This is a genomic window from Paraconexibacter antarcticus (genome assembly GCF_024220175.1).
GTDB lineage: Bacteria > Actinomycetota > Thermoleophilia > Solirubrobacterales > Solirubrobacteraceae > Paraconexibacter > Paraconexibacter antarcticus.
The window spans coordinates 5,051,032-5,075,706 of record NZ_CP098502.1 but is presented as its reverse complement, the minus strand read 5'-3'; the positions used below and the strand labels follow the sequence as shown (position 1 = coordinate 5,075,706).

The 24,675-nt window shown below is 72.6% G+C and carries 23 protein-coding genes and 1 tRNA gene; 14 read left to right on the top strand and 10 right to left on the bottom strand.

What is annotated here, in order from left to right:
• Positions 1 to 9 precede the first annotated feature (9 nt).
• The 5 genes from rpsF to NBH00_RS24845 form a co-directional block, all read right to left on the bottom strand.
• Positions 10 to 390: a 30S ribosomal protein S6 gene (gene rpsF, locus NBH00_RS24865; protein ID WP_254571257.1), complete on the bottom strand. Its 381-nt coding sequence runs from the start codon at positions 388 to 390 to the stop codon at positions 10 to 12.
• Positions 391 to 985: 595 nt separating this feature from the next.
• Positions 986 to 2,446, bottom strand: coding sequence for an alpha,alpha-trehalose-phosphate synthase (UDP-forming) (locus NBH00_RS24860; RefSeq protein ID WP_254571256.1), 1,461 nt, complete (start codon positions 2,444 to 2,446; stop codon positions 986 to 988).
• A 69-nt stretch (positions 2,447 to 2,515) separates the two neighbouring features.
• Complete coding sequence (locus NBH00_RS24855; RefSeq protein ID WP_254571255.1) at positions 2,516 to 3,706, bottom strand: S1C family serine protease; 1,191 nt, start codon at positions 3,704 to 3,706, stop codon at positions 2,516 to 2,518.
• Positions 3,707 to 3,749: 43 nt separating this feature from the next.
• Positions 3,750 to 5,171 carry a sensor histidine kinase gene (locus NBH00_RS24850; protein ID WP_254571254.1) on the bottom strand — a complete coding sequence of 474 codons (1,422 nt, stop codon included), beginning with the start codon at positions 5,169 to 5,171 and terminating at the stop codon, positions 3,750 to 3,752.
• A gap of 21 nt (positions 5,172 to 5,192) precedes the next feature.
• The gene (locus tag NBH00_RS24845) at positions 5,193 to 5,912 is read right to left on the bottom strand and encodes a response regulator transcription factor (RefSeq protein ID WP_254571253.1); all 720 of its coding nucleotides are present in this window, start codon (positions 5,910 to 5,912) and stop codon (positions 5,193 to 5,195) included.
• A gap of 55 nt (positions 5,913 to 5,967) precedes the next feature.
• On the opposite strand from NBH00_RS24845, the gene NBH00_RS24840 reads away from it, so the two are divergent.
• From NBH00_RS24840 to NBH00_RS24830, 3 genes are all read left to right on the top strand, one after another.
• Positions 5,968 to 7,794: a M28 family peptidase gene (locus tag NBH00_RS24840; RefSeq protein ID WP_254571252.1), complete on the top strand. Its 1,827-nt coding sequence runs from the start codon at positions 5,968 to 5,970 to the stop codon at positions 7,792 to 7,794.
• Positions 7,791 to 8,540 carry a sortase gene (locus NBH00_RS24835; RefSeq protein WP_254571251.1) on the top strand — a complete coding sequence of 250 codons (750 nt, stop codon included), beginning with the start codon at positions 7,791 to 7,793 and terminating at the stop codon, positions 8,538 to 8,540. Before NBH00_RS24840 ends, NBH00_RS24835 begins: the two co-directional genes overlap by 4 nt.
• Before the next feature lie 164 nt (positions 8,541 to 8,704).
• The gene (locus NBH00_RS24830) at positions 8,705 to 8,905 is read left to right on the top strand and encodes a flagellar biosynthesis anti-sigma factor FlgM (RefSeq protein WP_254571250.1); all 201 of its coding nucleotides are present in this window, start codon (positions 8,705 to 8,707) and stop codon (positions 8,903 to 8,905) included.
• On the opposite strand, the gene thiL is transcribed toward NBH00_RS24830, so the two are convergent.
• The 4 genes from thiL to NBH00_RS24810 all read right to left on the bottom strand — a co-directional run bounded on the left by thiL (position 8,847) and on the right by NBH00_RS24810 (position 13,229).
• Positions 8,847 to 9,857, bottom strand: coding sequence for a thiamine-phosphate kinase (gene thiL / locus NBH00_RS24825; RefSeq protein WP_254571249.1), 1,011 nt, complete (start codon positions 9,855 to 9,857; stop codon positions 8,847 to 8,849). The two genes, NBH00_RS24830 and thiL, sit on opposite strands and share 59 nt — an antisense overlap.
• A gap of 26 nt (positions 9,858 to 9,883) precedes the next feature.
• Positions 9,884 to 10,102, bottom strand: a complete 219-nt coding sequence (gene infA / locus NBH00_RS24820; protein WP_254571248.1) for a translation initiation factor IF-1 — start codon at positions 10,100 to 10,102, stop codon at positions 9,884 to 9,886.
• Between the two features lie 79 nt (positions 10,103 to 10,181).
• Positions 10,182 to 12,401 carry a transglycosylase domain-containing protein gene (locus tag NBH00_RS24815; protein ID WP_254571247.1) on the bottom strand — a complete coding sequence of 740 codons (2,220 nt, stop codon included), beginning with the start codon at positions 12,399 to 12,401 and terminating at the stop codon, positions 10,182 to 10,184.
• A 60-nt stretch (positions 12,402 to 12,461) separates the two neighbouring features.
• Positions 12,462 to 13,229 (bottom strand): mechanosensitive ion channel family protein, encoded by a 768-nt coding sequence (locus NBH00_RS24810; RefSeq protein ID WP_254571246.1) that lies wholly within the window; start codon positions 13,227 to 13,229, stop codon positions 12,462 to 12,464.
• Between NBH00_RS24810 and NBH00_RS24805 the strand changes: the two genes are divergently transcribed.
• The 4 genes from NBH00_RS24805 to NBH00_RS24790 all read left to right on the top strand — a co-directional run bounded on the left by NBH00_RS24805 (position 13,228) and on the right by NBH00_RS24790 (position 17,161).
• Positions 13,228 to 13,974, top strand: coding sequence for an HAD family hydrolase (locus NBH00_RS24805; protein WP_254571245.1), 747 nt, complete (start codon positions 13,228 to 13,230; stop codon positions 13,972 to 13,974). The two genes, NBH00_RS24810 and NBH00_RS24805, sit on opposite strands and share 2 nt — an antisense overlap.
• Before the next feature lie 28 nt (positions 13,975 to 14,002).
• The gene (locus NBH00_RS24800) at positions 14,003 to 14,908 is read left to right on the top strand and encodes a CPBP family intramembrane glutamic endopeptidase (protein WP_254571244.1); all 906 of its coding nucleotides are present in this window, start codon (positions 14,003 to 14,005) and stop codon (positions 14,906 to 14,908) included.
• A gap of 85 nt (positions 14,909 to 14,993) precedes the next feature.
• Entirely contained in the window at positions 14,994 to 16,028 is a 1,035-nt protein-coding gene (locus NBH00_RS24795) for a L,D-transpeptidase family protein (RefSeq protein WP_254571243.1), read from the top strand.
• A 47-nt stretch (positions 16,029 to 16,075) separates the two neighbouring features.
• Entirely contained in the window at positions 16,076 to 17,161 is a 1,086-nt protein-coding gene (locus NBH00_RS24790) for a 1-acyl-sn-glycerol-3-phosphate acyltransferase (RefSeq protein ID WP_254571242.1), read from the top strand.
• 13 nt (positions 17,162 to 17,174) lie between these two features.
• On the opposite strand, the gene NBH00_RS24785 is transcribed toward NBH00_RS24790, so the two are convergent.
• On the bottom strand, positions 17,175 to 17,558 hold the full coding sequence (locus tag NBH00_RS24785; protein WP_254571241.1) for a hypothetical protein: 384 nt from the start codon (positions 17,556 to 17,558) through the stop codon (positions 17,175 to 17,177).
• A gap of 99 nt (positions 17,559 to 17,657) precedes the next feature.
• Between NBH00_RS24785 and pyrE the strand changes: the two genes are divergently transcribed.
• The 7 genes from pyrE (at position 17,658) to NBH00_RS24750 (ending at position 24,608) form a co-directional block, all read left to right on the top strand.
• Complete coding sequence (gene pyrE / locus NBH00_RS24780) at positions 17,658 to 18,218, top strand: orotate phosphoribosyltransferase (protein WP_254571240.1); 561 nt, start codon at positions 17,658 to 17,660, stop codon at positions 18,216 to 18,218.
• A 53-nt stretch (positions 18,219 to 18,271) separates the two neighbouring features.
• Positions 18,272 to 18,343 (top strand) — tRNA-Arg (locus tag NBH00_RS24775).
• Between the two features lie 286 nt (positions 18,344 to 18,629).
• A complete protein-coding gene (locus tag NBH00_RS24770; protein ID WP_254571239.1) occupies positions 18,630 to 19,604 on the top strand; it encodes an ABC transporter permease in 975 nt (324 codons plus the stop codon).
• A 101-nt stretch (positions 19,605 to 19,705) separates the two neighbouring features.
• A complete protein-coding gene (locus tag NBH00_RS24765; protein WP_254571238.1) occupies positions 19,706 to 21,457 on the top strand; it encodes an ABC transporter substrate-binding protein in 1,752 nt (583 codons plus the stop codon).
• A 78-nt stretch (positions 21,458 to 21,535) separates the two neighbouring features.
• Positions 21,536 to 22,495, top strand: a complete 960-nt coding sequence (locus tag NBH00_RS24760) for an ABC transporter permease (RefSeq protein ID WP_302182670.1) — start codon at positions 21,536 to 21,538, stop codon at positions 22,493 to 22,495.
• Positions 22,495 to 23,574 (top strand): ABC transporter ATP-binding protein, encoded by a 1,080-nt coding sequence (locus NBH00_RS24755; RefSeq protein WP_254571236.1) that lies wholly within the window; start codon positions 22,495 to 22,497, stop codon positions 23,572 to 23,574. Before NBH00_RS24760 ends, NBH00_RS24755 begins: the two co-directional genes overlap by 1 nt.
• Complete coding sequence (locus NBH00_RS24750; RefSeq protein WP_254571235.1) at positions 23,571 to 24,608, top strand: ABC transporter ATP-binding protein; 1,038 nt, start codon at positions 23,571 to 23,573, stop codon at positions 24,606 to 24,608. Before NBH00_RS24755 ends, NBH00_RS24750 begins: the two co-directional genes overlap by 4 nt.
• The last annotated feature ends 67 nt before the right edge of the window (positions 24,609 to 24,675 follow it).

Below are 24,675 nucleotides of genomic sequence, written 5' to 3'. Positions count from 1 at the left end.
GCGGTGCGCCTAGAGCGCCTGCTCGCGCTGCTCCTCGGCGGGGGCCGAGACGGCGACGGGCGTGGCCTTCAGGTCGGGCGGGGCGCCGACGCCGTTGGCGAGCTTGATGATGCGGAAGCGGTTCACGCCATCGGTGATCCGCAGCGTGCGCTGGAGCGTCGCGAGGAGCTCCGGCGTGCCGTGGAACTGGATGAGGTGGTACTCGGCGTCCGTCTTGTTCTTGCCGACCTCGTAGGTCGTCTGGCGCGTGCCCCAGTCGTGCTCGCTCACGATCTCGCCGTGCTTCTTGATGTGCTCGGAGGCGTCGGCGAGGATCTTGGTGCGAGCCTCGGCGTCGATCGCCGTGTCGAGGAGCAGCATCAGGTCGTAGGTCGGGGAGTTCTTGGCCATAGCGGCCAGCAACGGTAGCAAGGGGGGGCGAGGTTCCGCGTCCCGGCCCTAGTAGGGGAGATGGACCCCTCCGCCCTGCTCGTCCTCACCCGCCGCATCCGCTGGCGCAACGTCGCGCGCGTGGGCGCGGTCGCGGCGCTCGGCCTTCTCGTGCTCGCGTGGCCGCGTCTCTCCTCTCCTCCGGTCGCCGTGCCCGCCGCGGGCGCGGTCCCCGTCGTCCGCGGCCCGGTGGGCCGGGTCGTGCTCGCGCCCGGCCCCGGGGGGGACGCGGCGGCGCCGGCCGGTACGGCGGCGCGGCCTCCCGCTCGCTCGGCGGCGGTGCGGGCGGAGCGCCGTCCGGCCCGCCGCCGCCCGCGTCCGGCCCGCCGCCGCCCGCGTCCGGAGCGCCGGCCCGCGAAGCGGCCGTCAGCACCGGGAACGCCGTCCATTTCCCCCGACCCTGATCGGGGGAAATGGACGGCCTCCCGCGTGGGCGTGGCTGTGCCGCCGCCCGCGACCACCCCGCCGCCCCCGGCCGCCGCGCCCGTGCCGTCCCGCCACCCCGCCCGCGAGTTCGGCCCCCCCGGCGGCGACTTCGGACGCTAGGCCACCGGTGCTATCCCCCCGCGCCCTTCGCCCGGATGTCCTCCAGCTGGTCGTCGATCCAGTCGCCCGGGTTGCGCGCGGTGACGATCCGCTTCAGGCCCGCGAGGCGCCGCTCGCGCTCGTCCACGCCCATCGTCAGCGCCTGGTGGATCGACGTGGCGAGCTCCTGGATGTCGAACGGGTTGACGCTGATCGCGTACTCGCCGAGCTCCTCGTGCGCGCCCGTGTTCTCCGAGAGGATCGAGACCCCGCCGTGCTCGTTGACGAGCGGCCCCTCCTTCGCGACGAGGTTCATGCCGTCGAACATCGCGTTGACGAGGAGGACGTCGTAGTTCTTGTAGGCCGCCATCGCCTCGTCGAGGTCGTCGCGGAGCTTCAGCTGGATCGGCATCCAGTCGGGCGTCCCGTGGCGGTGGTTCACGACGGCGACGAGCGCCTCGATCTTCTCGAGGTACTCCGCGTACTCGGGCACGTCGGTCCGGGACGGCATGAGCTGGGCGATGAACGTCACCCGCTCGCGGAACTCCGGGTGCTGGTCGAGGAAGAGGTCGAAGGCGCTGAAGCCACGCAGCACGTTCTTCGACAGGTCGGCGCGGTCGACGCGAAGGATGAGGTGGTCACGGCGGCGGCGCAGCAGTTCGGTCTCGAACTCCTTCACGCGCGCGGTGCGGGAGATCTGCCGGGTGGCGCCGGCGTCGATCGGCAGCGGGTAGACGCGGACCCACACGTCCCGCCCCTGGAAGTGGACGAGCCCGTCGTCGAAGTCGACCTCCAGGTGCATGAGGTCGCGGCAGCACTGGAGGAAGTTGTTGCGGTAGGACGTCGTGTGGAAGCCGATGATGTCGTTCGCGAGCAGGCCCTCGTAGAGCGTGTCGCGCGTGCGCTGCGGCAGGACGCGCCAGGCGTCCGACTGGGTCCACGGGATGTGCACGAAGTGGCTGAGGAAGACGTCCGGCCGCGCCGCGCGGACCATCGCCGGAAGCGTGTAGAGGTGGTAGTCGTGGACCATCACGACGGGGTCCTCGACGCCCTCGATCTCCTCGACGACGGCGCGCGCGAGGTCCTCGTTGACGACCTGGTAGCCGTACTCGAAGGCGGCGATCTCGTTCGAGCGGACGTCCGGCGCGTTCGACAGGTCCCACAGGTAGTGCTGGATGAACCACAGCATCGGATTGGCGAAGACGCTGTAGAAGCGCTCGTAGGCGTCCGGGTCGGACGCGACGTAGCGCACCTGGTACTCGCCGCCGACGGGGGAGCGGACGGTGATGGGGCCGTTCGCCTCGCGGGCGCGGATCGCGTCCATCGGCGTCATCGCGGAGGCGATCCAGGTCACCGGCCGGTGCGAGGCCAGGCCGGTGAGCGCGGTGACGAGACCGCCGGTGCCGCGGACGACCGACCCGTCGTCCTGGAAGGTCACGGGGCCGCGGTTGGAGACGAGGACGAGCGGCTTCCGTTCGCCAGGGTCGGTCATAGGCCCCAAGAGTACCCGGCGTTCTGCGGGCGACACCGCGCGGTGCCGCGCGGTGTCAAGACCGTCACATCAGCCGCTGGGCGGGGTCGTGAGCGGGCGCTCGCCGAGCTTCACCTTGACGTCCATCGGCTTGCCGTCGCGGTAGATCTTCAGCGTGATCGTGTCGCCCGCCTTGTAGGGGACGAGCGCCGCGGCGAGGTCGTCGTCCTTCTTCACGGGCGTGCCGTCGACGCCGACGATGATGTCGCCGCCGGGGATCCACGGCAGCTCCTGGAACTTCTCCTCCTTCGTGCCCGCCCGGATGCCCGCGGCGGCGGCCGGCCCGTTCTTCGGGACCGTCTGCACCCACACGCCGCTGCTCACCGGCAGCTTGAAGTGCTCGGCGACCTGCGGGTAGAGCGCGCGGCTCGACACGCCGAGGTAGGCGTAGCTCACCTTGCCGGTCCTGCGCAGCTGGTCGAGCGAGTGCTTCACCGCGTCGACGGGCACCGCGAAGCCGACGCCGGTCCCGTCGCCGCTCTCGGTCTGGATCTGCGAGTTGATGCCGAGCACGGCGCCGTGCGCGTCGAGCAGCGGGCCGCCCGAGTTGCCGTGGTTGATCGCGGCGTCGGTCTGGATCGCGCCGGACGTCGAGAAGCCGGTGAGCGAGTCGATCGAGCGGCCCGTCGCGGAGATCACCCCGATCGACAGCGACTGCTCCTCGCCGAAGGGGGAGCCGATCGCGGCGACCGGCGCGCCGACCTTCACGCCCTTCGTGGACCCGAGCGGCAGCGGCTTGAGGTCCAGGCCGGACGGATCGATCTTCAGGAGCGCGACATCGGCGAACGGGTCGAAGCCGACGACCTTCGCGCTCACCTCGTTGCCGTCGTCGAACTTCACGTAGACGCGGGCGGCCTCGCGGATCGCGCCGCCCTCGCCGGTGGTGACGACGTGCGCGTTCGTCGCGACCTCGCCGCTGGAGGAGATGACGAAGCCGGACCCCAGGCCGCCCGAGTTCTTGCCGGCGGTGGTGCCCTTCAGCCCGGCGCTGATGATCGTCACGACGCCGGGCGACTCGCGCTTGTAGATCGCCTCGGGGGAGAACGACGCGCTGCCGGTGATGGCCTCGGCCTTGGTGGTCGGGGCGTCGGCGGCGGGTGCCGCGGCGGCGGGCGCCGTGACGGTCGTCGTCTTCGACCCGCCGCAGCCGGCGGCGAGGAGGGCGGCGGACGCGGCGATCGCGGCGGCGGCGGCCGCCGGACGGGACAGGGGGGTGGTCATGCAGGAGGCTCCAGGGACAGGGGGCGTGCGGCGGGACCGGCGGTCACGCCGGCAGCTCGAGGGTGAAGGTCGTGCGGCCGGGGCGGCTCTCGGCGACGAGGTCGCCGTCCATGCGCTCGGCCAGCTCGTGCGCGATCGCGAGCCCGAGGCCGGAGCCCTGGGCGTCGTCGGTGGTGAAGAACGGCTCGAAGATGTTGGGCAGCATCGTGCGGGGGATCCCCGGCCCGAAATCGGCGACACCGAGGTGGATCGTGCCGTCCCGGCGAGAGGCGCTGACGACCATGTCGGTGCCGTGCGGGGTGTGGGTCAGCGCGTTGTCGATGAGGATACGCAGCACCTGTCCCACGCGTTCAGGGTCGCACACCGTCCGCAGACGGCCCCCCGGTAGGCGCAGCTCGAGGTGCGAGTCGTGCGCGGCGAGGCGTGGCTCGAACTCGCTCGCGACCGCCTGCGCGACGAGCCCGATGTCGCTCAGCTCGGGGCGCAGCTCGAGCGAACCGGCCTCGAGCTTGGAGAGGTCGAGCAGGTCGGTGGCGAGCTTGCCGAGCCGGTCGACCTGGAGGCGGACCTGGGTGAGGAAGCGCTCGCGCGTCTCGGGGTCGAGGTCCTCGTCCTGGATGAGCTCGAGGAAGCCGCCGAGCGAGAAGATCGGCGTGCGCAGCTCGTGCGAGGCGGTCGCGATGAACCGCTTGCGCGCGTTGTCGAGCTCGGCAAGCTGCCCCCGCATGTCCTCGAGCGTCGCCGCGAGGCGGCCGAGCTCGTCGTCGCGGTCGACGGGGAACGCGGTCGTGAAGTCCCCGGACGCGACGGACTCCGCGACGCGCTCGAGCCGCGCGACGCGCCGGGTCAGGGCCCGGGCGACGAGGCTGCCCGCGAGCAGCGCGAGGGCGAGCGCGACGCCCGCCGCGGCGAGCACCCGCCCGGCCACGACGCTCACCGCACGCTCCGCGTCGCGCACCGGGGCGGAGAACACGACGACGTTGCCGACCGTCGGCGACCCGTCGTCGCGGGCGGAGATGAGCGGGATCGCGACCTCGCCGACCCGCCCCGTGTCGCTCGCCTCGGTCCCCGTCCGGACGCGGCGGGTGCGGACCGCGAGCGTCGCGGCCGGAAAGTCGAGGCCCGAGAGGTCGCGATCGCTGAAGGAGTCGTACAGCGGGGTGAGCTGCAGCTGGGTGCCGGAGACGACGAGCAGGACGGTCACCCGCGCGGAGGCCTCGTCGGCGATCTGCGAGACGAGCCGGTTGATGCGAGGGGCGGGGACGCTGCTGCCGACCGACTGCTGCAGCTCGGGGGCGTACCGCGCGGCGACCGCCCGCAGGTCGCGGAGCTTGTCGTCGACGAGGCTCGCGCGCAGGCCCGGGACGACCGCGACGTAGACGATGCCGAGCCCCGCGACGGCGATCCCCGCGAAGAGCAGGGACAACCGCAGCCGCAGCGACTCCCACTGCACGGCCCCGGCCACGTCCGTCGCCCCCGCCGCGCCTCAGCGCGGGGCGCGGTCGCGGAAGTGGTAGCCGACCCCGCGCACGGTGAAGAGGTACTCGGGGTCCTTCGGGTCGCGCTCGAGCTTCTCGCGCAGGTGCCGGATGTGGACGTCGATCGTGCGCGGGTCGCGGTAGGCGCTGTCCCCCCAGATCCGCGTGAGCAGCATGTCGCGGGAGAAGACGCGGCCCGGTGACTGGGCGAGCGTCGTGAGGATCTCGAACTCCACGAACGTCGTGCGGACCTCGTCGCCGCGCACCCGCACGCTGCGCTTGTCGAGGTCGATCCGCAGCTCGTGGACCTCGAGCGCCCCCCGCTCCTCCTCCGCGGGCCCGCCGTCGCGCGTCATCGCGGACCGCCGCAGCGTCGCCTTCACCCGCGAGCGGAACTCCCGCATCGAGAACGGCTTGGTGATGTAGTCGTCAGCGCCGAGCTCGAGGCCGAGGACCTTGTCGATCTCCTCGGCCTTGGCCGTGAGCATGATGATCGGGACCTGGCTCTTGGCCCGCAGGCGCCGGCAGACCTCGAGCCCGTCGATGCGCGGCATCATCACGTCGAGCACGACGAGGTCGAACGGCTGCTCCTCGAACCGGGCCAGCGCCTCGCTCCCGTCGGACGCCTGCACGACCTCGTAGCCGTCCTTCTGCAGCGGGTAACTGAGCAGCGTCTGGATCGACTGCTCGTCGTCGGCCAGGAGGATGCGCGGGATGTGGTCGGTCATGGGGCGGGGTGGATCGACATGGTGACACCTCCACGAACTACCCTCGACGGGTCCCATGCTCGACCCGCGCATCTACCGGGCGTCGCTCCTCCCCGTCCTGCTCGCGCTCCTCGTGGTGGCGTTCGCCCTCCAGGACCGGCCCCGGCCCATCGGCACGACGTCCGCCCCGGACGCGTTCGTCGGCAGCATCGCGGGCGCGACGCTCGACGACCTCGCCCAGAAGTACCCCGACCGGCGGCCCGGGTCGATCGGGGACGAGGCGCTCGCCCGGCGGGTGGCGGACTCCCTGCGGGTCGCGCTGCAGCCCGACGACCGGCGGGGCGCCTCCGTCGTCCAGCTCCAGCGCTTCCGCGGCCGGACGATCGACGGCACGCGCGACCTCGTGAACGTCATCGCGACGCGGCCGGGCCGCCCCGGCCCCGGCATCGTCATCGTCGCCCACCGCGACGCGGCCGGGCACGGCGCGAAGGCCGAGCTCTCGGGCACCGCGGTCCTCCTCCAGCTCGCGCAGATCGCCGGCACCGGCCGGCTGCGCCGCACGATCACGTTCGTCTCGACCACCGGCGGCAGCGGCGGCGCGGCCGGGGCGCGCGCGGTCGTCGCCCGCCTCCCGGAGCGCCCGGACGCCGTCATCGTCCTCGGTGACATGGCCTCGGTCGACACGATGCGCCCGATGGTCGTCGCGTACTCCGCGGGCCGCGGCGTCGCGCCGATGCAGCTGCGGCGGACGCTCGAGTCGGCCGTCCGCACCGAGGGCGGCGTCGACCCGGGCGGTCCGCGCGCCGCCGTCCAGTGGGCGCGGCAGGCCTTCCCGCTCACGGTCGGCGAGCAGGGCGCGTTCCTCGAGGCCGGCCTCCCCGCCGTCCTCGTGTCGGCGACGGGCGAGCGCGGCCCGCGCGCGGATGCCGCGGTCTCCGAGGGCCGTCTGCAGAGCTTCGGCCGCGCGATCCTCCGCTCGATCTTCGCGCTCGACAACGGCCCGACGATCGGCGGCGGTCCGCGGCCGGCGCTCCAGATCGCGCGCAAGGCGCTCTCGTCGGGCGCGATCCGCCTGCTCGGCGGGGCGCTCCTGCTGCCCGTCCTGCTCGTGACGATCGACGGCTTCGCCCGCGCGCGCCGCCGCCGGGAGCCGGTCGGCCGCCGCCTCGCCTGGGTGCTCGCGACGGTGCTGCCCTTCCTCCTCGTCGCCGTCGCCGCGGTCGTCCTCGCGTTCGTCGGCCTCATCGACCCCGCGCCCCACCAGGCCGCGCCCGCGGGCACGCTCCCGCCGGGCAGCGCCGGCCTCGCCGCGGCGATCGCGCTGCTGCTCGTCTTCCTCCTCGGCTGGCTGCTCGTGCGGCCGCTCGCGCTGCGGCTGGCCCAGGTCGAGGACCGCCCGCCGCAGACGGGGACCGGCGGCGCCGCCGCCCCGGCGATCGCGACGCTCCTCGTCCTCTGCCTCGTCGCCCTGGCCATCTGGGTCGTCAACCCGTTCGCCTCCGTCCTCCTCGCGCCGGCGCTGCACCTGTGGCTCTTCGCGCTGACGCCGGACTGGCGCTGGCCGCGGGTCGTCCGGCTGCTCACCGTCCTCGTCGCGCTCGTCCCGTTCGCCGCGGTGGCCGTCGTCGACGCCGGAGCGCTCGGCTACTCCCTCACCGACGCGGCGTGGCAGGCGGTCCTGCTCGTCGCCGGCGGGGCCATCGGGCCGGCGACGTGGCTGCTGTGGTGCCTCGTCGGCGGCTGCGCGGTCTGCGCCGGCATCGTCGCCCTGCACCCGTCCGAGGGGCCCGTCGACCGGCCGCCGCCCGGCCTGCCGACCGGCAGCGTGCGCGGCCCGGGCGGCTACGTCGGGCCGGGGGCGCTCGGTGCCGTGACCTCGGGCAGCGGCGCCCGGCGCCGGTGAGCACGGCCCGCGCCGACCGCACGCGGGCCCCGCGTCCCGTCCACCCGGACGACCGCCCCGCCCGCCGCGCGCTGCGCGCCCTCTCGACCGTCCTCATCGTCGCCGGGACGCTCGTCCTCGCGGACGCGGGGCTGACGCTCGTGTGGGAGGAGCCGCTCAGCTCGCTGTGGACCGCCCACAAGCAGCACGTCCTCCGTGGGCAGCTGCGGCACATCCGCGAGGCCGGGCCGACCCTCGATGAGCAGCGGGCGCTGAACCGCCTGAGCACGAACACCGCCCGCATCGCCTACCTCGCCGAGAAGCTCCGCCGCCACACCGACCACGGCCAGGCCATCGGCCGCATCCAGATCCCGCGGGCGGGCGCCGACTTCGTCGTCGTCAAGGGCTCGGACCCGCCCGACCTGCGCCGCGGGCCGGGGCTCTACGACGGCAGCCCGTTCCCCGGCTCCCACGGGACGGTGGCGATCGCCGGACACCGGACGACGTACCTCGCCCCCTTCCGCCACGTCGACGACGTCCACCCCGGGGACCGGGTCATCATCGACATGCCGTACGCACGGTTCACCTACCGGGTCGACCGCACGCGGATCGTGACCCCGGACGAGGTCTCGGTCATCCGCCGGGTCCGGTACGACCAGCTCGTGCTCACCGCCTGCGAGCCGCTGTTCAGCGCCGCGAAGCGGATCGTCATCTCCGCGCGCCTCATCCGCGTGCGGCCCGAGGGCATCCTCGGCCGCTACGGCTGAACGCCCGTTTCTGGGGACGATCGCGGCCAGCCATCGTCCACCTGCGCACACTTCCGCTCAGGTGTTTCCCAGGCGAGCCCGATATTCGCCGGGAAGGGACACACCCACCCCGCCGTACCGCGCCGAGCCGGCCGGCCCGGACGCCGTCCCACCCCACACCACCCATGACTCCCATCACCTCCACGACCGTCCGCGGCCGGAACGACCGCCTGCGCGAACTGCGCGCCCTCGTCACGGCCGACGAGTACCGCGTCGATCCCCACCGCGTCGCCGAGGCCGTCCTGCGGCGGCTGCCCACCGTCGCCGTCAGCGAACGGGGTGCTCGAACCCCGACAACGGCGGTGCGCCTGCGGGGCGACCACTGAAGTGCACGCCGGGCCCGTCGGGCCCGGCCGCGTCGACGCCGCCGATCCACGTCGTCACGCCCGCGTCACGCGCCGCCGACGTCAGCGCGGGGGCCGCGCAGACGCAGAGCTCGTAGTCCTCGCCGCCGGTGACGGCGAACTCGCGCGGGTCCTCCCCGAGCGCGCGGGCGACGTCCCCGACACCCGGCGCGAGCGGCACCGCCTGCAGGTCGAGCGCCAGCGCCATGCCGCTGCGCGCCGCGAGGTGCCCGGCGTCGGTGGCGAGCCCGTCCGAGACGTCGATGCCCGCACGGAGGCCGAGCCGGGCCAGCGCCACGCCCTCGCGCAGCCGCGGCTCGGGACGCAGGTGCGCCGCCACGAGCGCGGCCGCGACGTCCGGCGCGATCCCGGCGGACGCCGCGTCGACGCGGCCGTCGAGGAGCGCGAGGCCCGCCGCGCTCGCGCCGAGCGGGCCGGTGAGGCCGACGAGGTCGCCGGGCCGGGCGCCGTCCCGGGTGAGCAGCACCGCCGCGTCCTCCGCCCAGCCGACGACGGTGACGCTGAGGAAGAGCGCGGGGGCCCGCGTCACGTCGCCGCCGGCGATGACGGCGCCCGTGCGCGCGCACAGCGCCTCCATCCCGCCGACGAGCGCGAGGCCGTCCTCGGCGGTGAACCCCTCGGGGGCCCCGAGCGCGACGTAGACCTCGCCGGCCTCGGCGCCCATCGCCGCGAGGTCGCTCAGCGCTCCCGCGACGGCGCGGTGGCCGATGTCGGCGAGCGAGGTCCCCGGCCGGCCCGAGCGGAAGTGGACGCCGTCGACCATCGCGTCGACGGACGTGACCGCGAACGGGCGGGCGCGCACGACGGCGGCGTCGTCACCCACCCAGCGCACGAGGCGCGGGTTGCGGACCTGCGGGGCGCCGCCGGCGCCGAGGAGTGCCTCGATCGCCGCGATCAGCGAGCGTTCGCCCACGACCGCGGGACCCGGGCGGCCTGCGCTCAGCGGTGGCGGTAGACGATCCGAGCGCGGCTCAGATCGTAGGGCGAGACCTCGACGCGCACGCGGTCGCCCGGCAGGATGCGGATACGGAACCGGCGCATCTTGCCCGCGACGTGCCCGAGCACCTCGTGGTCGTTGTCGAGCTTGACCTTGAACATCGCGTTGGGCAGTGCCTCGACGACTTCGCCTTCGAACTCGACCTTGTCTTCCTTGGCCATTGGATCCAGGGTAGCGCGTGAACGGCGCTCCGGCGGTGCGGTGCCGCACGCCGCCGCCGTCCCGCGGGCGGTCCCGGGGTCAGCCGGTGGGCGACGCGCCGCCGCCGCCGGTGCCCGTCCCGGTGCCCGGATCGGGCGTCGGCTGCGTCGGCGTCGGCGGCGCCGGGGTGGGCGCCGGCGTCGCGGCCGGCGGGCTCGCGTACGCGTTCGGGTCGTACGTCGTGCCGCCGCCGCCGGTCCCGACGCCCGTGCCCGGGGCGGGGGGCGCCGCGTTCGGGTCGGTGTACGTGTTGTCGTAGCTGCCCGAGCCGGAGCCGCCGCCGGACCCGCTCACGTACCTGCCGCTGAACGGTTTGGCGACGAACGGCTCGGTCGGCTTCGGGAACGAGCCGCAGTTCTTCCGGTCGACGGCGCTCGTCATGAAGTCGTGCCAGATCGCCGCGGGCGCGTTGCCGCCGAACATCTCGCCGGGCCACCCCGGGACGTTGAGCATCGGGACGTTCGTCTTCGGGAAGCCGACCCACACGGCGGTGTTGAGGTTCGGCGTCATGCCGTTGAACCAGGCGTCCTTGAAGCCGGACGTCGTGCCGGTCTTGCCTGCGGCGGTGCAGAAGCCCAGGGCGGCGCGCGTGCCGGTGCCGCGCTGGACGTTCGCCTCCATCGCCTTGATCGCCTCGCTCGTCATGCCGTCGGTGAAGACCTTCACGCGGCCGGGCCGGCCGAGCGACGTGTCGACGTGCCCGTCGGGGAAGCGGACGCCCGTGATCGAGACGGCGCGCGTCCGGTAGCCGCCGCTGTTGATCGTCACGTAGGCGCGCGTCATCTCGAGCGGGGTGCAGCAGCGCGTCAGGCCGCCGAGCGCCTCCGCGGGGTAGGAGTCCATCCGGCTCGTGATGCCCATCGCGCGGGCGGTCTTCGTCACCTCGGGCGGCCCGAGGTCGAGGTCGAGCTGCTGGAAGACCGTGTTGTCCGAGGTGACGACGGCGTTGAAGAGGCTCTTGGGCGCGTTCGACGGGCGCCCGTCGTCCGTGTTCACGTCGATCTTGCCGTACTTCGGATCGGTGAACTGCAGGCGCTTGGAGACGTACGAGGTGCGGTTGATGTCGACGCCGCGCTCGAGGGCCGTCATCAGCACGATCATCTTGAACGTCGATCCGGGCTGCCGCTCGGCCTGGGTCGCGAGGTTGTACTTCGAGGTGCCGTACGCGCTCGAGGACGCCATGGCGCGGATGTGGCCGTTCTTCGGGTCGATCGACACGAGCGCCGCCGACGGGTCTCCGGGCTGGCCGAGGTTCTTCTTGATCGCCGCCCGGGCGAGCTGCTGCATGTGGAAGTCGAGCGTCGTGTAGACCTTCAGGCCGCCCTGGCGGACGGTCTTCTTGCCGTACTTCTTGATGAGCTGGTCCTTGACGTAGTCGAAGAAGTACTGCTCGCGGCGCGACTGGTAGTACTTCGACTTGTGCAGCTGGATGGGCGTGTCGTACGCGTCCGAGTACTGCGTCGCGTCGATGTACCCGAGGTCGAGCATCTTCTTCAGGACCTCGTCGCGGCGCTTGAGGGCGGCCGCCCTGTTGAAGTAGGGGTTGTACTGCGACGGGGCCTGCGGCAGGCCGGCGAGCGTGGCGGCCTCCGGCAGCGTCAGCTGGCTCGCCCGCTTGTTGAAGTAGACGCGCGCCGCGGCCTGCACGCCGTACACGTTCTGCCCGCCGACGGTGCCGTAGGGGACGCTGTTGAGGTACTTCGTGAGGATCCACGTCTTGCCGGCCCGGCCGGGGTGGATGTTCTCGAGCTCCTCGGCGAGCTTCGCCTCGCGGATCTTCCGCTTGTAGTCCCGCTTGCGGTCCTGCGAGTAGAGGTTCTTGATGAGCTGCATCGTCAGCGTCGAGCCGCCCTGGACCTTCGAGCCGTGGGACTCGAGGTTCTTGATGCCGGCGCGGATGACGCCCTCGAAGTCGACGCCCTTGTGCTGGTAGAAGCGCTGGTCCTCGATCGCGACCGTCGCGTCCTTCATGACCTGCGGGATCGAGGTCGACGGGATCTCCGTGCGCAGGACGTCGGACTGGATGACGCCGAGGGGCGTGCCGTCGGCGGCGTAGACGACCGAGTTCTGGCCCTGGTCGAGCGGCTTGAGCTCGGTGATGTCCGGCGCGGAGTTCGCGATCGAGACGACGTAGCCGACGAGCGAGAGGGCGACGATCGCGAGGATCGCCGAGGTCACCCCGAAGCCGAGGAGGATGAAGAGACCCGCCCCGTTCTTGCTGCGGCGGCGGCGGCGTTGTCGTTCACGGCGGGAGGCCATCGGCTCAGAGGGTAGCCCGGAGAGGGCCTACAGGAGCCGTTTCGCCGTGCGCGGCCGGAATCATTCACCGAGGGCGCGCAGGGCGCCCTCGCGCAGTTCGGCCTCGCGCACGGCGCGATCGCCGGGGGCGGCCGGGCGGTCGACGAGCAGCAGGCGGGCCCCGTCGGCGGTCGTCTCGGCGAGGCGGACCGTGAGCTCCGGGAGCGCGGTGCGGATGCGGTCCAGCGCGACGATCGCGTCGCGGTCGGCGGGGAGCCAGAGGGACGCCTCGACCGCGACGACGGCGTCGACGATCGAGTCGTTGCGCAGCACGCCGCCGGCCAGCCGCTCGTTCGGGACGATGACCCGCGCCTGGTTCGGGGTCCGCAGCCAGGTCGACGTCAGGCGGATGTCCTCGACGACGCCGCTCTCGCCCTCGAAGGTCACGACGTCCCCGATGCGCAGGGGCTGCGTGACGGCGAGGAAGAGGCCGGCGATCGCGTTCGCGAGCGTCTGCCGGGCGGCGAAGCCGACGACGGCGGCGGCGATCGCGCCCGAGGCGAGGACCGCCTGGCCGATCTTGTCGAGCGCGGTGAACTGCGAGAGCGCGGCGGCGATCGCGATCGTGATGATCGTGGCGTCGACGGCCCGCCGCGTGAAACGCAGGCGCGTGTCGTTCGCCTGGCTCAGGTGCCCGCCGGAGACCGCCGCGACGATCTGCATGCCGCGCCGGTCGAGCCAGCGGTTGGCGAGGGTGACGGCGAGCAGGGCGATCACGATCGTCCCGGCCGCCTTCGCGATGGAGGCGCCGTAGTGATCCCAGAACGACTGCGCGAGGATGAGCGCCATGGACGCGGACGGTACCCGAGCCCCGGCGACACGCGAGGCCCCGGTGGAGGCGGTGCTGCTCGATGCGCTCGGCACGCTCGTCGGGCTCGAGCCCCCGGTCGGGCACCTGCTGCGGGCCCTCGCCGCGCGGGGGGTGCAGGTGGCGCCCGCCGTGGCCGGCAGGGCGGTGAAGGCCGAGATGGCGCTCTACCGCGCCGAGCACCACCGCGGGGGCACCCCGGACGGGCTCGCCGCGGTGCGCGCGGAGTGCGCGGCGGCGATGCGGGACGCGCTCGGCGCCCCGGCCGCCGCCCTCGACGAGGGGGCGATGGCCGCGGTGCTGCTCGAGTCCTTCCGGTTCTTCGCCTATCCCGAGGTGCCGGACGTCCTGCGCGAGCTGCGGGCCCGCGGGCTGCGCCTCGTCGTCTGCAGCAACTGGGACCTCTCGCTCCTCGAGGTCCTCGACCGGACGGGCCTCGCCCCGCTCCTCGACGGCGCCGTCGTCTCGGCGGTCGAGGGGGCGGCGAAGCCGGACGCCCGCCTCTTCACGCGGGCGCTCGCGGTCGCCGGCGGCGTGGCGCCGGAGGCCGCCCTGCACGTCGGGGACAGCGTCGCGCACGACGTGGCGGGCGCCCTCGCGGCCGGGCTGCGGCCGGTCCTCGTCGCCCGCGACGGCGACGAGGTGCGCTCGCTCGACGGCGGCGGCCCGGCGCCTGCGGGCGTGCCCGTCCTCACCGACCTGGGCGCGCTGCCGGGGCTCGCGTGAGCGCACGTCCTCTAGTCTCGGGGGGCCGATGAGCACGCCGCCGCCCACGTCCGTGCCGTCGACGCCGCCGCCGACCGCGTGGCCGGCGCCGCCGGACCCGCCGGAGCTCCCGGAGGGCGTCGTGCCCACCAGCGGCCGCCCGTCGTGGGCCCCGGTCTCCGCCGTGCTCGTCATCCTCGCCGGCCTCGGTGGCGCGATCGGCGCGAGCCTCGTCATCGGGATCATCGGCATCATCGCGGGCGCGAACCTCTCGGACCCCCCGCCGTCGATCGCGATCAGCTCGACCGTCGTGCAGGACCTGTGCTTCATCGGCGCCGTCGTCATCTTCGCGAGCCGCCACGGCCGGGTCGGGCCGTGGCAGCTCGGCCTGCGGGGGACGCGCGTCTGGCCCGCCGTCGGCTGGATGGTGCTCGCCTTCCTCGCGCTCGTGATCTTCAGCTACGCGTGGGGCGCGCTGCTCGGGATCAACGACAACGAGAAGCTCCCGAAGGAGCTCGGCGTCGACCGGAGCCACGTCGCGCTCGCCTTCTCGGCGGTCCTCGTCACGGTCTTCGCGCCGATCGCCGAGGAGCTCATGTTCCGCGCCTACATCTTCCCGGCGCTGCGGAACTGGAAGGGCACCTGGCCCGCGGTCGTCATCACGGGCCTGCTCTTCGGCGGGCTCCACGTGCTCTCGGCGCCCGCCTACGCGATCGCGCCGCTCGCCCTCTTCGGCGGTCTGCTCTGCCTCCTGTACCTGCGGACGAAGTCGATCTACCCGTGCATCGCGCTGCACTCGATCAACAACGCGATCGCGTTCGGCGGCGCCCCGGAGGTCGGCTGGTCGTGGCAGATCCCGCTCCTCGCGGCCGGCGCCCTCACGACGATCACGCTCGTGGCGCTCGCCGTCCGGCGCCGCTTCGGGGCGCCGCCGGCCGGCCTCTCACCCGTCTGACGCGCGGCGGCGGCGCCCGGCGCTGTGCAGGACCGCACCAACCTGTCGTGCTTCCCCGGGGTCCGTCGCTAGGATCCGCGCGCCCATGAACCTCCGCCCCCGCTCCCTCGCGTCCGCGCTCCCGCTCGCCGCCGCCCTCGCCGTCACCCTCCCCGCGGTCGCCGGCGCGCAGACCCCGGCACCGCCGGCGACCACCCCGGTGGCGGCCCCGGCGCCCGCGGCCCCCGCCCCCACCGCCGCCCCCGCGCGGACGAAGCTCGTCGTCGTCACGCAGCGGGTCGGCGCGAGGCGGACGGTCCTCGTCGGCGACCGCATCCGCATCCGCGGCCTCGTCTCGCCCTACGTCCCCGGGCAGCGCGTCGTCGTCCGCGTCGTGCAGGGGGGTCGCAAGGTCTTCGTCAAGCAGCGGCAGATCGTCCGGACCGGCGGGACGTCCGGCACCTTCCTCCTCGCGTACACCCCGAAGGCACCGGGCTCGCTCGTCGTGACCGCCTCGCACCGGGCGACCCCCGAGCTGCGCGGCGCGACCGCGCACTCTCGGGCCGTCAGCGTCCTGCCGCGGGCGGTCCCCGCGTCGGCCCACGGGCTCTCCGTCCGCCTCATGCAGCGCCGCCTGAAGGCGCTCGGCTACGTCCTGGAGGCGAACGGCAGCTACGACGCGCACACCGCCCGGGCGGTCCTCGCCTTCCGCAAGCTCACCGGGATGACCCGGGTCGCGAGCGCCGACACGCCGTTCCTCCGCCGGCTCGCGGCGGGCGGCGGCGCCTTCAAGGTCCGCTTCCCGCAGCACGGCCGCCACGTCGAGGGTGACCTGACCCACCAGGTGCTGGCGCTCGTCGGGACGGGCGGCCACGTCGAGCGCATCTACCCCATCTCCTCGGGCAAGCCGTCGACGCCGACGGTCCTCGGGACCTTCGCCGTCTACCGCCGCGACCTCGGGATCAACGCCAAGGGCATGGTCGACGCGAGCTACTTCCACAACGGCTACGCGATCCACGGGTACGCCGACGTGCCGGTCTACGCGGCGAGCCACGGCTGCCTGCGCACGCCGGTGCCGGACGCGCGGTCGATCCACGACTGGCTCCGCCTCGGCACGATCGTCGACGTGTACTACCGGTAGCCGCGCGGACGGGGCGGCACGCGCGGCGGGCCGGTAGGCTCGCCGTCGTGGGACCGCTCCAGCCCGACGACGGTCCCGCCACCCGCCGCTACGTCCGCCGCGCGCGCGGGATCGCGGTCGAGACGCTCGCGTTCGTCCTCGTCACGCTGCTGTTCCCCCTGCTCCTCGTCGCCGCGGTGGTCGTCGATCTCGCCCTCTGGCTGCGGCGCCGCAAGCCGTGGATGGCCGTCCGGCTGCTCGCGTTCGCCTGGTGGTTCCTCGCCGGCGAGATGCTAGGGATGACCTCGCTGCTCGTCACGTGGCTCACCACCGGCGGCCCGTTCGTCGCCGACCATCCGCGCCGTCGCCGCTGGGTCTACCGCACGCGCATCCGCTGGGCCGGCGGCCACTTCGGCGGGGTGCGCCGGATCTTCGGCCTGAAGCTCGAGGTCGACGGCCTCGAGCTCGGCGGGCCGGGGCCGGTGATCATCTTCATCCGGCACGCGTCGATCATCGACAACACGATGCCCGACGCCCTCATCGGCAAGGCGCACGGCATCGGCCTGAACTTCGTCCTCAAGCGCGAGCTCGAGCTGATCCCGACGATCGACATCGGCGGGCGCATGGTCCCGACGACGTTCGTGCGGCGTGCGTCGAAGGCCCCGGAGGCCGAGCTCGCCCAGGTGCGCCGGCTCGCGATCGACATGGAGCCGACCGAGGGCATCCTCATCTACCCGGAGGGGACGCGCCACACCGACGCGAAGCTCGCGAAGGCCCAGGCGACGATCGCGGAGCGCCAGCCGCACATCGCGCCGCTCGCCGCTCGCCTGCGGCACGTCCTGCCGCCGCGCCTCGGGGGGCCGCTCGTCCTCCTCGACGAGGCCGCGGGGGCCGCGGACGTCGTCTTCTGCGGGCACGTCGGGCTCGACGGGTTCGAGTACATCAGCGACATCTGGGCGGGCGGCCTGGTCGGGACGACGGTCCGGGTGAAGCTCTGGCGCCACCCGGGGTCGAGCGTCCCCGCCGACGAGGACGGGCGCACCCGCTGGCTCTACGAGCACTGGCAGACGCTCGACGACTGGGTCGGCGCGCAGCGCGCCGAGCTCGGGCCGGGCGGCCGTGCGCCGAAGGCCGCCGCCGCGCACCGCGGGTGACGTCGCCGGGCGCTCAGGCGCGCGCGGCCGCATAGCGCGCGAGGAACGCGAGCCCGAAGCCGTACACGAGCAGGCCGGCGAGGGCGGGGACGCCGCGGCGCACCCAGGCGCTCGAGCTCGAGGAGCTGATGCCGGCGAACGGCGCGATCACGACGTCGTCCGCGTCGTCGATGTACTCCCGGACGGTGCCGTGGAGCTGCTCGCGCAGCCGCTCCTGCGCGGGGGTCGGGTCGGCGTAGCCGGCCGGGTCGTTCACCGTGACGACCTGCGTGCCCTCGATGCCGGCGGTGCTCGTCCGGGAGCCCGAGCGGATCTGGTCGGTCGCGAAGGCGCCGAAGGACGCGAGCACGACGAGCGAGCCGAGGATGGAGAGGTAGCGCAGCGGGGTGGAGAACATCCACGACCCTTAACGTCAGATCGGGCGCGGATCCTGAGTCCGTCCAGCCGTGGCTGGCCGACGGCCGGGCGAGGAGACCCGCGGGTAGGGTTCAGGCCGATGGACGTCAACACGGCCCGGCAGCGGCTCATCGCCGAACTGCGCACCCACGCGCTCGTCCTCGGTGAGGTGACGCTCACCTCGGGACTCGTCGCGCAGTACTACGTCGACGCCAAGCGCGCGACGCTGCTCCCGGCCGGGTTCTCGGCCCTCGGGGAGCTCGTCGCGGCCCTCGCGGAGGAGTGGGGCGCGACCGCGGTCGGCGGCCTCACCATGGGCGCGGATCCCGTCGCCTGCGCCGCGCTCGCCGCCGGCTTCGACGGCAAGGCGTTCTTCGTGCGCAAGGAGGTCAAGCAGCACGGCCTCTCCCGCCGGATCGAGGGCCCGCTGCCCGAGCCCGGGGACCGGGTCTGCGTCGTCGAGGACGTCGTCTCCACGGGAGGATCGACGATCCAGGCGATCGAGGCGTTCCGCAGCGAGGGCATCGAGATGGTCGGGATCGTCAGCGTCCTCGACCGGCTCGCCGGAGGGGCAGAGCGCATCGCGGAGGCCGCGCCGGGGATCCCGTACGTCGCGCTCACGACGATCGACGACGTGCACCCGGACCGCCCCGACCGCTGAGATGACGCACGGGATGCGACACTGCTGACGTCCTGCGGCGTGGTCCGCGGCTCGCCCTCGTAGTCCAATGGATAAGACAACCGCCTCCTAAGCGGTGGATCCAGGTTCGACTCCTGGCGGGGGTATCGACGAGGCCGGGAACGGCGGCTCTCGACCTATCGGATGTCCGTTCTCGACGCCGCGGACAACGTGCCGGTTTCCGGGTCTGCCGGATGGTCCAACGTTCGGCCGCCCGCACGCTGACAAGCTGCGTTGCAGGGCGAAAAACCTGTGACGCGACCTCCCGCGGGATGGGTATGGTCGCCTCACCTCACCAAGACGGTGAGTCGCGACGGACTGCGCGCCAGCAGCCCCCCACCACCCCATGGGCCCCATTCCCCACGTACCTTCCGACGGTCGGACCCCCCGACCGTGAGCACCCCTCTGACGGACATCGCCGTCGACCCCGGCGCGGGCCCCGAGTCCGAGTCGGTCGCGATCGCCGCCCGCACGCCGCTCGAGCTCTTCTGGCGCCGGCTGCGGCAGGACCGCGTCGCCTTCGCGGGCCTCGTCTTCGTCGTCCTCCTCATCCTCATGGCGATCTTCGCGCCGCTGCTCGTGAAGCTCTTCGGGATCCCCGGGCCCAACACCCAGAACGCGCAGGCCCTCGACGACTTCGGCACGCCGACCGGCCCGAGCAGCGTCCACCTCATGGGCGTCGACCAGCTGGGCCGCGACGTCTTCAGCCGTGTCATCTACGGCTCGCGCGTCTCCCTCGAGGCGGCGCTCCTCTCCACGTTCTTCGCGGTGACGCTCGGGACGATCGTCGGGATGGTGGCGGGCTTCTACCGCGGGTGGATCGACACGGTGCTCTCCCGCACGCTCGACGTCATGCTCGGCTTCCCGAGCCTCCTGCTCGGCATCGGCCTCGCGTCGGCCTGCTCCTTCGGGAACGGCTGCCTCGGCGGGCTCATCAAGCCGGGCCTGACGGTCGTCATCGTCGTCATCGCGCTCGCGGCGTTCCCGTACATCGCGCGCATCGTGCGCGGGCAGGTCCTCTCCCTGCGGGAGAAGGAGTTCATCGAGGCCTCGCGGTCCCTCGGCGCCTCCGACCTGCGGACGATCTTCCGGGAGATCCTCCCGAACCTCGTGGCGCCGATCATCGTCTACTCGACGCTGATCATCCCGCAGAACATCCTCTTCGAGGCGTCGCTGTCCTTCCTCGGCGTCGGGGTCCAGCCCCCGACGTCGAGCTGGGGCCAGATGATCGGCGACGCCAGCGGCAACTTCGGCGAGGTCTGGTGGTACATGCTCTTCCCGGGCGTGGCCCTCGTCCTCACCGTCCTCGCCTTCAACCTCATCGGTGACGGGTTGCAGGACGCGCTGGACCCGAAGGGCGACCGATGAGAGGCGGTCGCCGACATGCAGGTGCACTCGGCAGTACTCATCAAGTGAAAGGACGTGGGATGCGTTCGAAGCATCTTCGGGCCCTGACGCTCGTACCGGTCTTGGCGGCCTCCGTCGCCATCGGGGCGTGTGGCAGCAACAACGCGTCGTCGTCGACGAGCAGTGGCGGGACGTCGACCGCGAGCTCAGGCTCAGGTTCGACGAAATACGCGTCGGGTCTTCCGGCGAGCGACCAGAAGAAGGGCGGCACGCTGAAGGTCCTCAGCGTCGAGAGCTTCCAGCACCTCGACCCGGGCACGTCGTACTTCCAGCTGGACTTCACGATCAACTTCGCGACCCACCGCGCGCTCTACTACCACAAGCCGGACGACTCGACGAAGGCCATCCCCGACCTCGCCGACGGTCCGCCGCAGATCTCGGCCGACGGCAAGACGCTGACGGTGAAGCTCAAGTCCGGCATCAAGTACGGCACGAACGACCCGAAGTCGCCGATCAACGGCAAGGAGGTCACCGCGGCCGACGTGAAGTACGCGTTCGAGCGCGGGCTGAACCCCCACATCGCCAACGGCTACGAGAGCATCTACTTCCCGCTCGTCGGCGGGGCCAAGGCGAAGGGCGGCGACATCGCCGGCATCACGACGCCGGACGCCCACACGATCGTCTTCAAGTTCACGAAGAACGCCGCGGCGACCGCCGCCAAGGCGCTCGTCCTGCCGCTGAGCATCCCCGTGCCGAAGAGCGTCGCCGGGTCGATGGACAAGAAGAACCCGTCGACGTACGACGCGGACCCGACGAAGCAGGCCTTCACCGGCCCGTACATGATCAGCCAGTACTCGGCGGGCAAGAGCCTGACGCTCGTGCGCAACCCGCAGTGGGACGGCTCGACCGACTCGCGTCCGGCGTACCTGGACAAGATGACCTTCGCGATCGGCGCCGACCCGAACGTCGCCGGCCAGCAGGTCTTCGCGAGCCCCGGCCTCCTGCAGCTCGACACCCCGGCGGCGCCGGCGGTGAAGAAGTTCGCGACCCAGAAGCCGCAGCAGATCACGTTCAGCCCGCTCGGCAACCGCTGGGTCTCGCTGAACTACACGAAGCCGCCGTTCAACAACGTGAACGTCCGCAAGGCCGCGATCGCGATCATGGACCGCACGGCGATGCAGCGGGTCCGCGGCGGCGCCGCGGTCGGCGACGTCGCCAGCCACTTCCTCTCCCCGGGCATCCCCGGCTTCGACGAGGCGGGCGGCATGAAGGGCGAGGGCCAGGACTACGTCGCCAACCCCAGCGGTGACGCGACGGTGGCCGCGAAGTACATGAAGGCGGCCGGGTACGCCAGCGGCAAGGCGCCGGGGACGTCGATCCTCATGATCGGCGACAACTCGTCGCCCGCCAAGGAGGACGCCCTCATCGTCAAGGACTCGCTCGAGAAGCTCGGCTTCAAGGTGCAGGCGAAGCTCGTCGAGCACTCGGTCTTCTACTCGAAGTACTGCCAGCAGAAGGCGCAGCTGGTGAAGATCGACGTGTGCGCGAACTTCGGCTGGCTGCCGGACTTCTTCGACCCGTACGCGATGCTCTACGTCAACTTCAGCGGCAAGGCCATCGTGCCGGTCAACGGCAACAACCCGTCGCTGTTCAACGACCCCGCGGTCAACGCCGCGATGGACAAGGCCGCGACGATCGCCGACGACACCGCGCGTGCCAAGGCGTGGGGCGCGATCGACAAGATGCTCGTCGACAAGGCCGCGGCGGTGCCGTGGTTCTGGGACAAGCAGGCCGGCATCGCGTCGTCCAACGTCGTGAGCGTCATCGCGAAGTGGAACGCGGACGCCGACCTCTCGTACGTCTCGCTCAAGTAGGCGCAGGAGTCACGTAAGACACCCAGGGGTGGCCCGGCGCACAGGGCGCCGGGCCGCTCCGCCCCCCGAAAAGACCTCGTGCTTCGGTTCATCATCAGGCGCGTGCTGTGGATGGGAGTCCTTCTCCTCATCATCAGCGCCATCACCTTCCTCATCTTCTACGCGCTGCCGTCGACCGACCCCGCGCAGCTGCGCGCCGGGCGCTCCGGCAGCCCCGAGCTCATCGCGTCGATCCGGCACAACCTCGGGCTCGACAAGCCGATCTACGTCCAGTACTACCGGTACGTCAAGGGCATCGTCCTGCACTTCGACTTCGGCTTCAGCTACCAGACGGACGCGCCCGTCCGCCAGCAGATCGTCGACCGGCTCCCGGCGACGATCTCGCTCACCGTCGGCGCCGTCATCCTCTGGCTCACGCTCGCCTTCCCGGTCGGCATCGTCTCGGCGGTCAAGCGCCGCTCGCTCGTCGACCGCGCCGCGATGGGCGGTGCGCTGCTCGCGATCTCCGCGCCCGTCTACTGGCTCGGGCTCGTCGCGCTGTACCTCTTCTCGAACGACATCGGCCAGTTCAAGATCTTCGACGGCGCCGGCACGTACGTCCCGATCTCGCAGAACGTCGGCACGTGGTTCAGCTCGCTGCTGCTGCCGTGGATGGTGCTCGCCGCGTCGTTCGCCGCCTTCTACGCACGGCTGCTGCGCTCGAGCCTCACCGAGGTCCTCCACGAGGACTACATCCGGACGGCCCGCGCGAAGGGCCTGAGCGAGCGGACGGTCATCCTGCGCCACGGCGTGCGCGCGGCGATCCTCCCGCTCGTCACCGTCCTCGGCCTGGACATCGGCATCCTCCTCGGCGGCGCGATCCTCACCGAGTCCGTCTTCAACATCCCGGGGATCGGCCGGCTGGCGTACGACGCGATCAAGGCGTCGGACTACGCGACGATCCAGGGCACGGTGCTGTTCGGCGCGTTCTTCATCATCGTGGCGAACCTCATCGTCGACATCGCCTACGCCGTCGTCGACCCGCGGGTGCGCTACTGATGACCGGCGAGCCCCTGCTGAGCGTCGAGGACCTCGCGGTCCGCTTCGACACCGAGGACGGCGTCGTGCACGCCGTCGACGGCATCTCCTACACCGTCGACCGCGGCCAGGTGCTCGGCCTCGTCGGCGAGTCCGGCTCCGGCAAGAGCGTGAGCTCGATGAGCCTCATGGGTCTCACCGCCGGCCGGCGGACGACGATCGAGGGCCGCGTCATGTTCGAGGGGCGCGACCTGCTCACGCTCCCCGGCTCCGAGGTCCGCGCGATCCGCGGCGGCGCGATCTCGATGATCTTCCAGGACCCGCTCTCCTCGCTGCACCCGTTCTACACGATCGGCCGCCAGCTCATCGAGGGTGTCCGCGCCCATCAGGACGGCGTCTCGAAGAAGGCCGCCCGCGAGCGCGCGATCGAGATGCTCGGCCTCGTCGGGATCCCCGACCCGCGTGGCCGCGTCGACGCCTACCCGCACGAGTTCTCCGGCGGCATGCGTCAGCGCGTGATGATCGCGATGGCGCTCGTCAACGAGCCGAAGCTCCTCATCGCCGACGAGCCGACGACGGCGCTCGACGTCACCGTCCAGGCCCAGATCCTCGCGCTCATCAAGCGGCTGAACGAGGAGCTCGACATGGCGGTCATCCTCATCACCCACGACCTCGGCGTCGTCGCCGAGATCGCCGACGAGGTCGCGGTCATGTACGCGGGCCGGATCGTCGAGCAGGCGAAGCCGGAGGCGCTCTTCGAGGCGCCGGAGCACCCGTACACGTGGGGTCTGCTGCGGTCGATCCCGCGGCTCGACACGCCTCGCGACCAGGAGCTCGTGCCGGTCGCCGGGCGCCCGCCGTCGCTCATCAACCGGCCGTCGGGCTGCCACTTCCACACGCGCTGCCCGTACGTGCGGGAGGCGCACAGGCGGATCGACCCGCCGCTCGAGCCCGTCGCGCTCGGGCAGGAGGACCACGTCGTCCGCTGCCTGCTCCCGCACGAGACCCGCCTGGAGCTGTGGCGGTCGCTCGAGTCGGGCGCCGACGCCGCCGCGGCCGGCCGGGCCGCCGGCACCGAGGTCACGGAGATCAAGGCATGACCGCCGACCGGCAGACGCCCCTCATCGAGGTGCGCGACCTCGTCAAGCACTTCCCGATCCGCTCGGGCTTCCTCGACCGCGGCAAGGGCGGCGTGGTGCACGCTGTCGACGGCGTCTCCTTCGACGTCATGCAGGGCGAGACCCTCGGCCTCGTCGGCGAGTCCGGCTGCGGCAAGTCGACGACGGCGCGGCTCATCACCCGCCTGCTCGACCCGACGAGCGGCTCGATCAGGTTCGACGGCCGGGACATCGCGCAGCTGTCGCGCAAGGAGCTCAAGCCCCTGCGCCGCGACATGCAGATGATCTTCCAGGACCCGTACTCCTCGCTGAACCCGCGCAAGACGGTCGGCTCGATCATCTCCGAGCCGTTCCTCATCCACGGGATGGAGAAGGACGACGCGAAGCGGCGCAAGCTCGTCGAGGAGCTGATGGACCAGGTCGGGCTCAACCCCGAGCACTACAACCGCCGCCCGCACGAGTTCTCCGGCGGTCAGCGCCAGCGCATCGGCGTCGCGCGCGCGATCGCGCTGAAGCCGAAGGTCGTCGTCGCCGACGAGCCCGTCTCCGCGCTCGACGTGTCGATCCAGGCGCAGATCCTCAACCTCCTGCGCGAGCTCCAGCGCGACCTCGGCCTGACGATCATCTTCATCGCGCACGACCTGTCGGTCGTCCGTCACATGTGCGACCGCATCGCGGTCATGTACCTCGGGAAGATCGTCGAGCTCGCGGATGCGGACGCGCTCTACGGCCATCCGCGGCACCCGTACACCGGCGCGCTGCTCAGCTCGGTCCCCGTGCCGGACCCCGTGCTCGCCCGCGAGCGCAAGCAGACCGTCCTCGGCGGCGACGTCCCCTCGCCGGCCAACCCGCCGAAGGCGTGCCGCTTCCACACGCGCTGCCCGAAGGCGGTCGACGGAACGTGCGACGTCGACGAGCCGCAGCTCGAGGTCAAGGAGGGCGGCAACATCGCGGCGTGTCACTTCCCGCTCGCGGACGCCGAGGTCGCGGCGGCCGTCCCCACGTCGGAGGTGTAGGGGCCGGGGGCCGGGCGCACGCCGTCTCGCGCCGCCGTCCAGCGCCGCAGCGGCCGGGCCTTCCCGC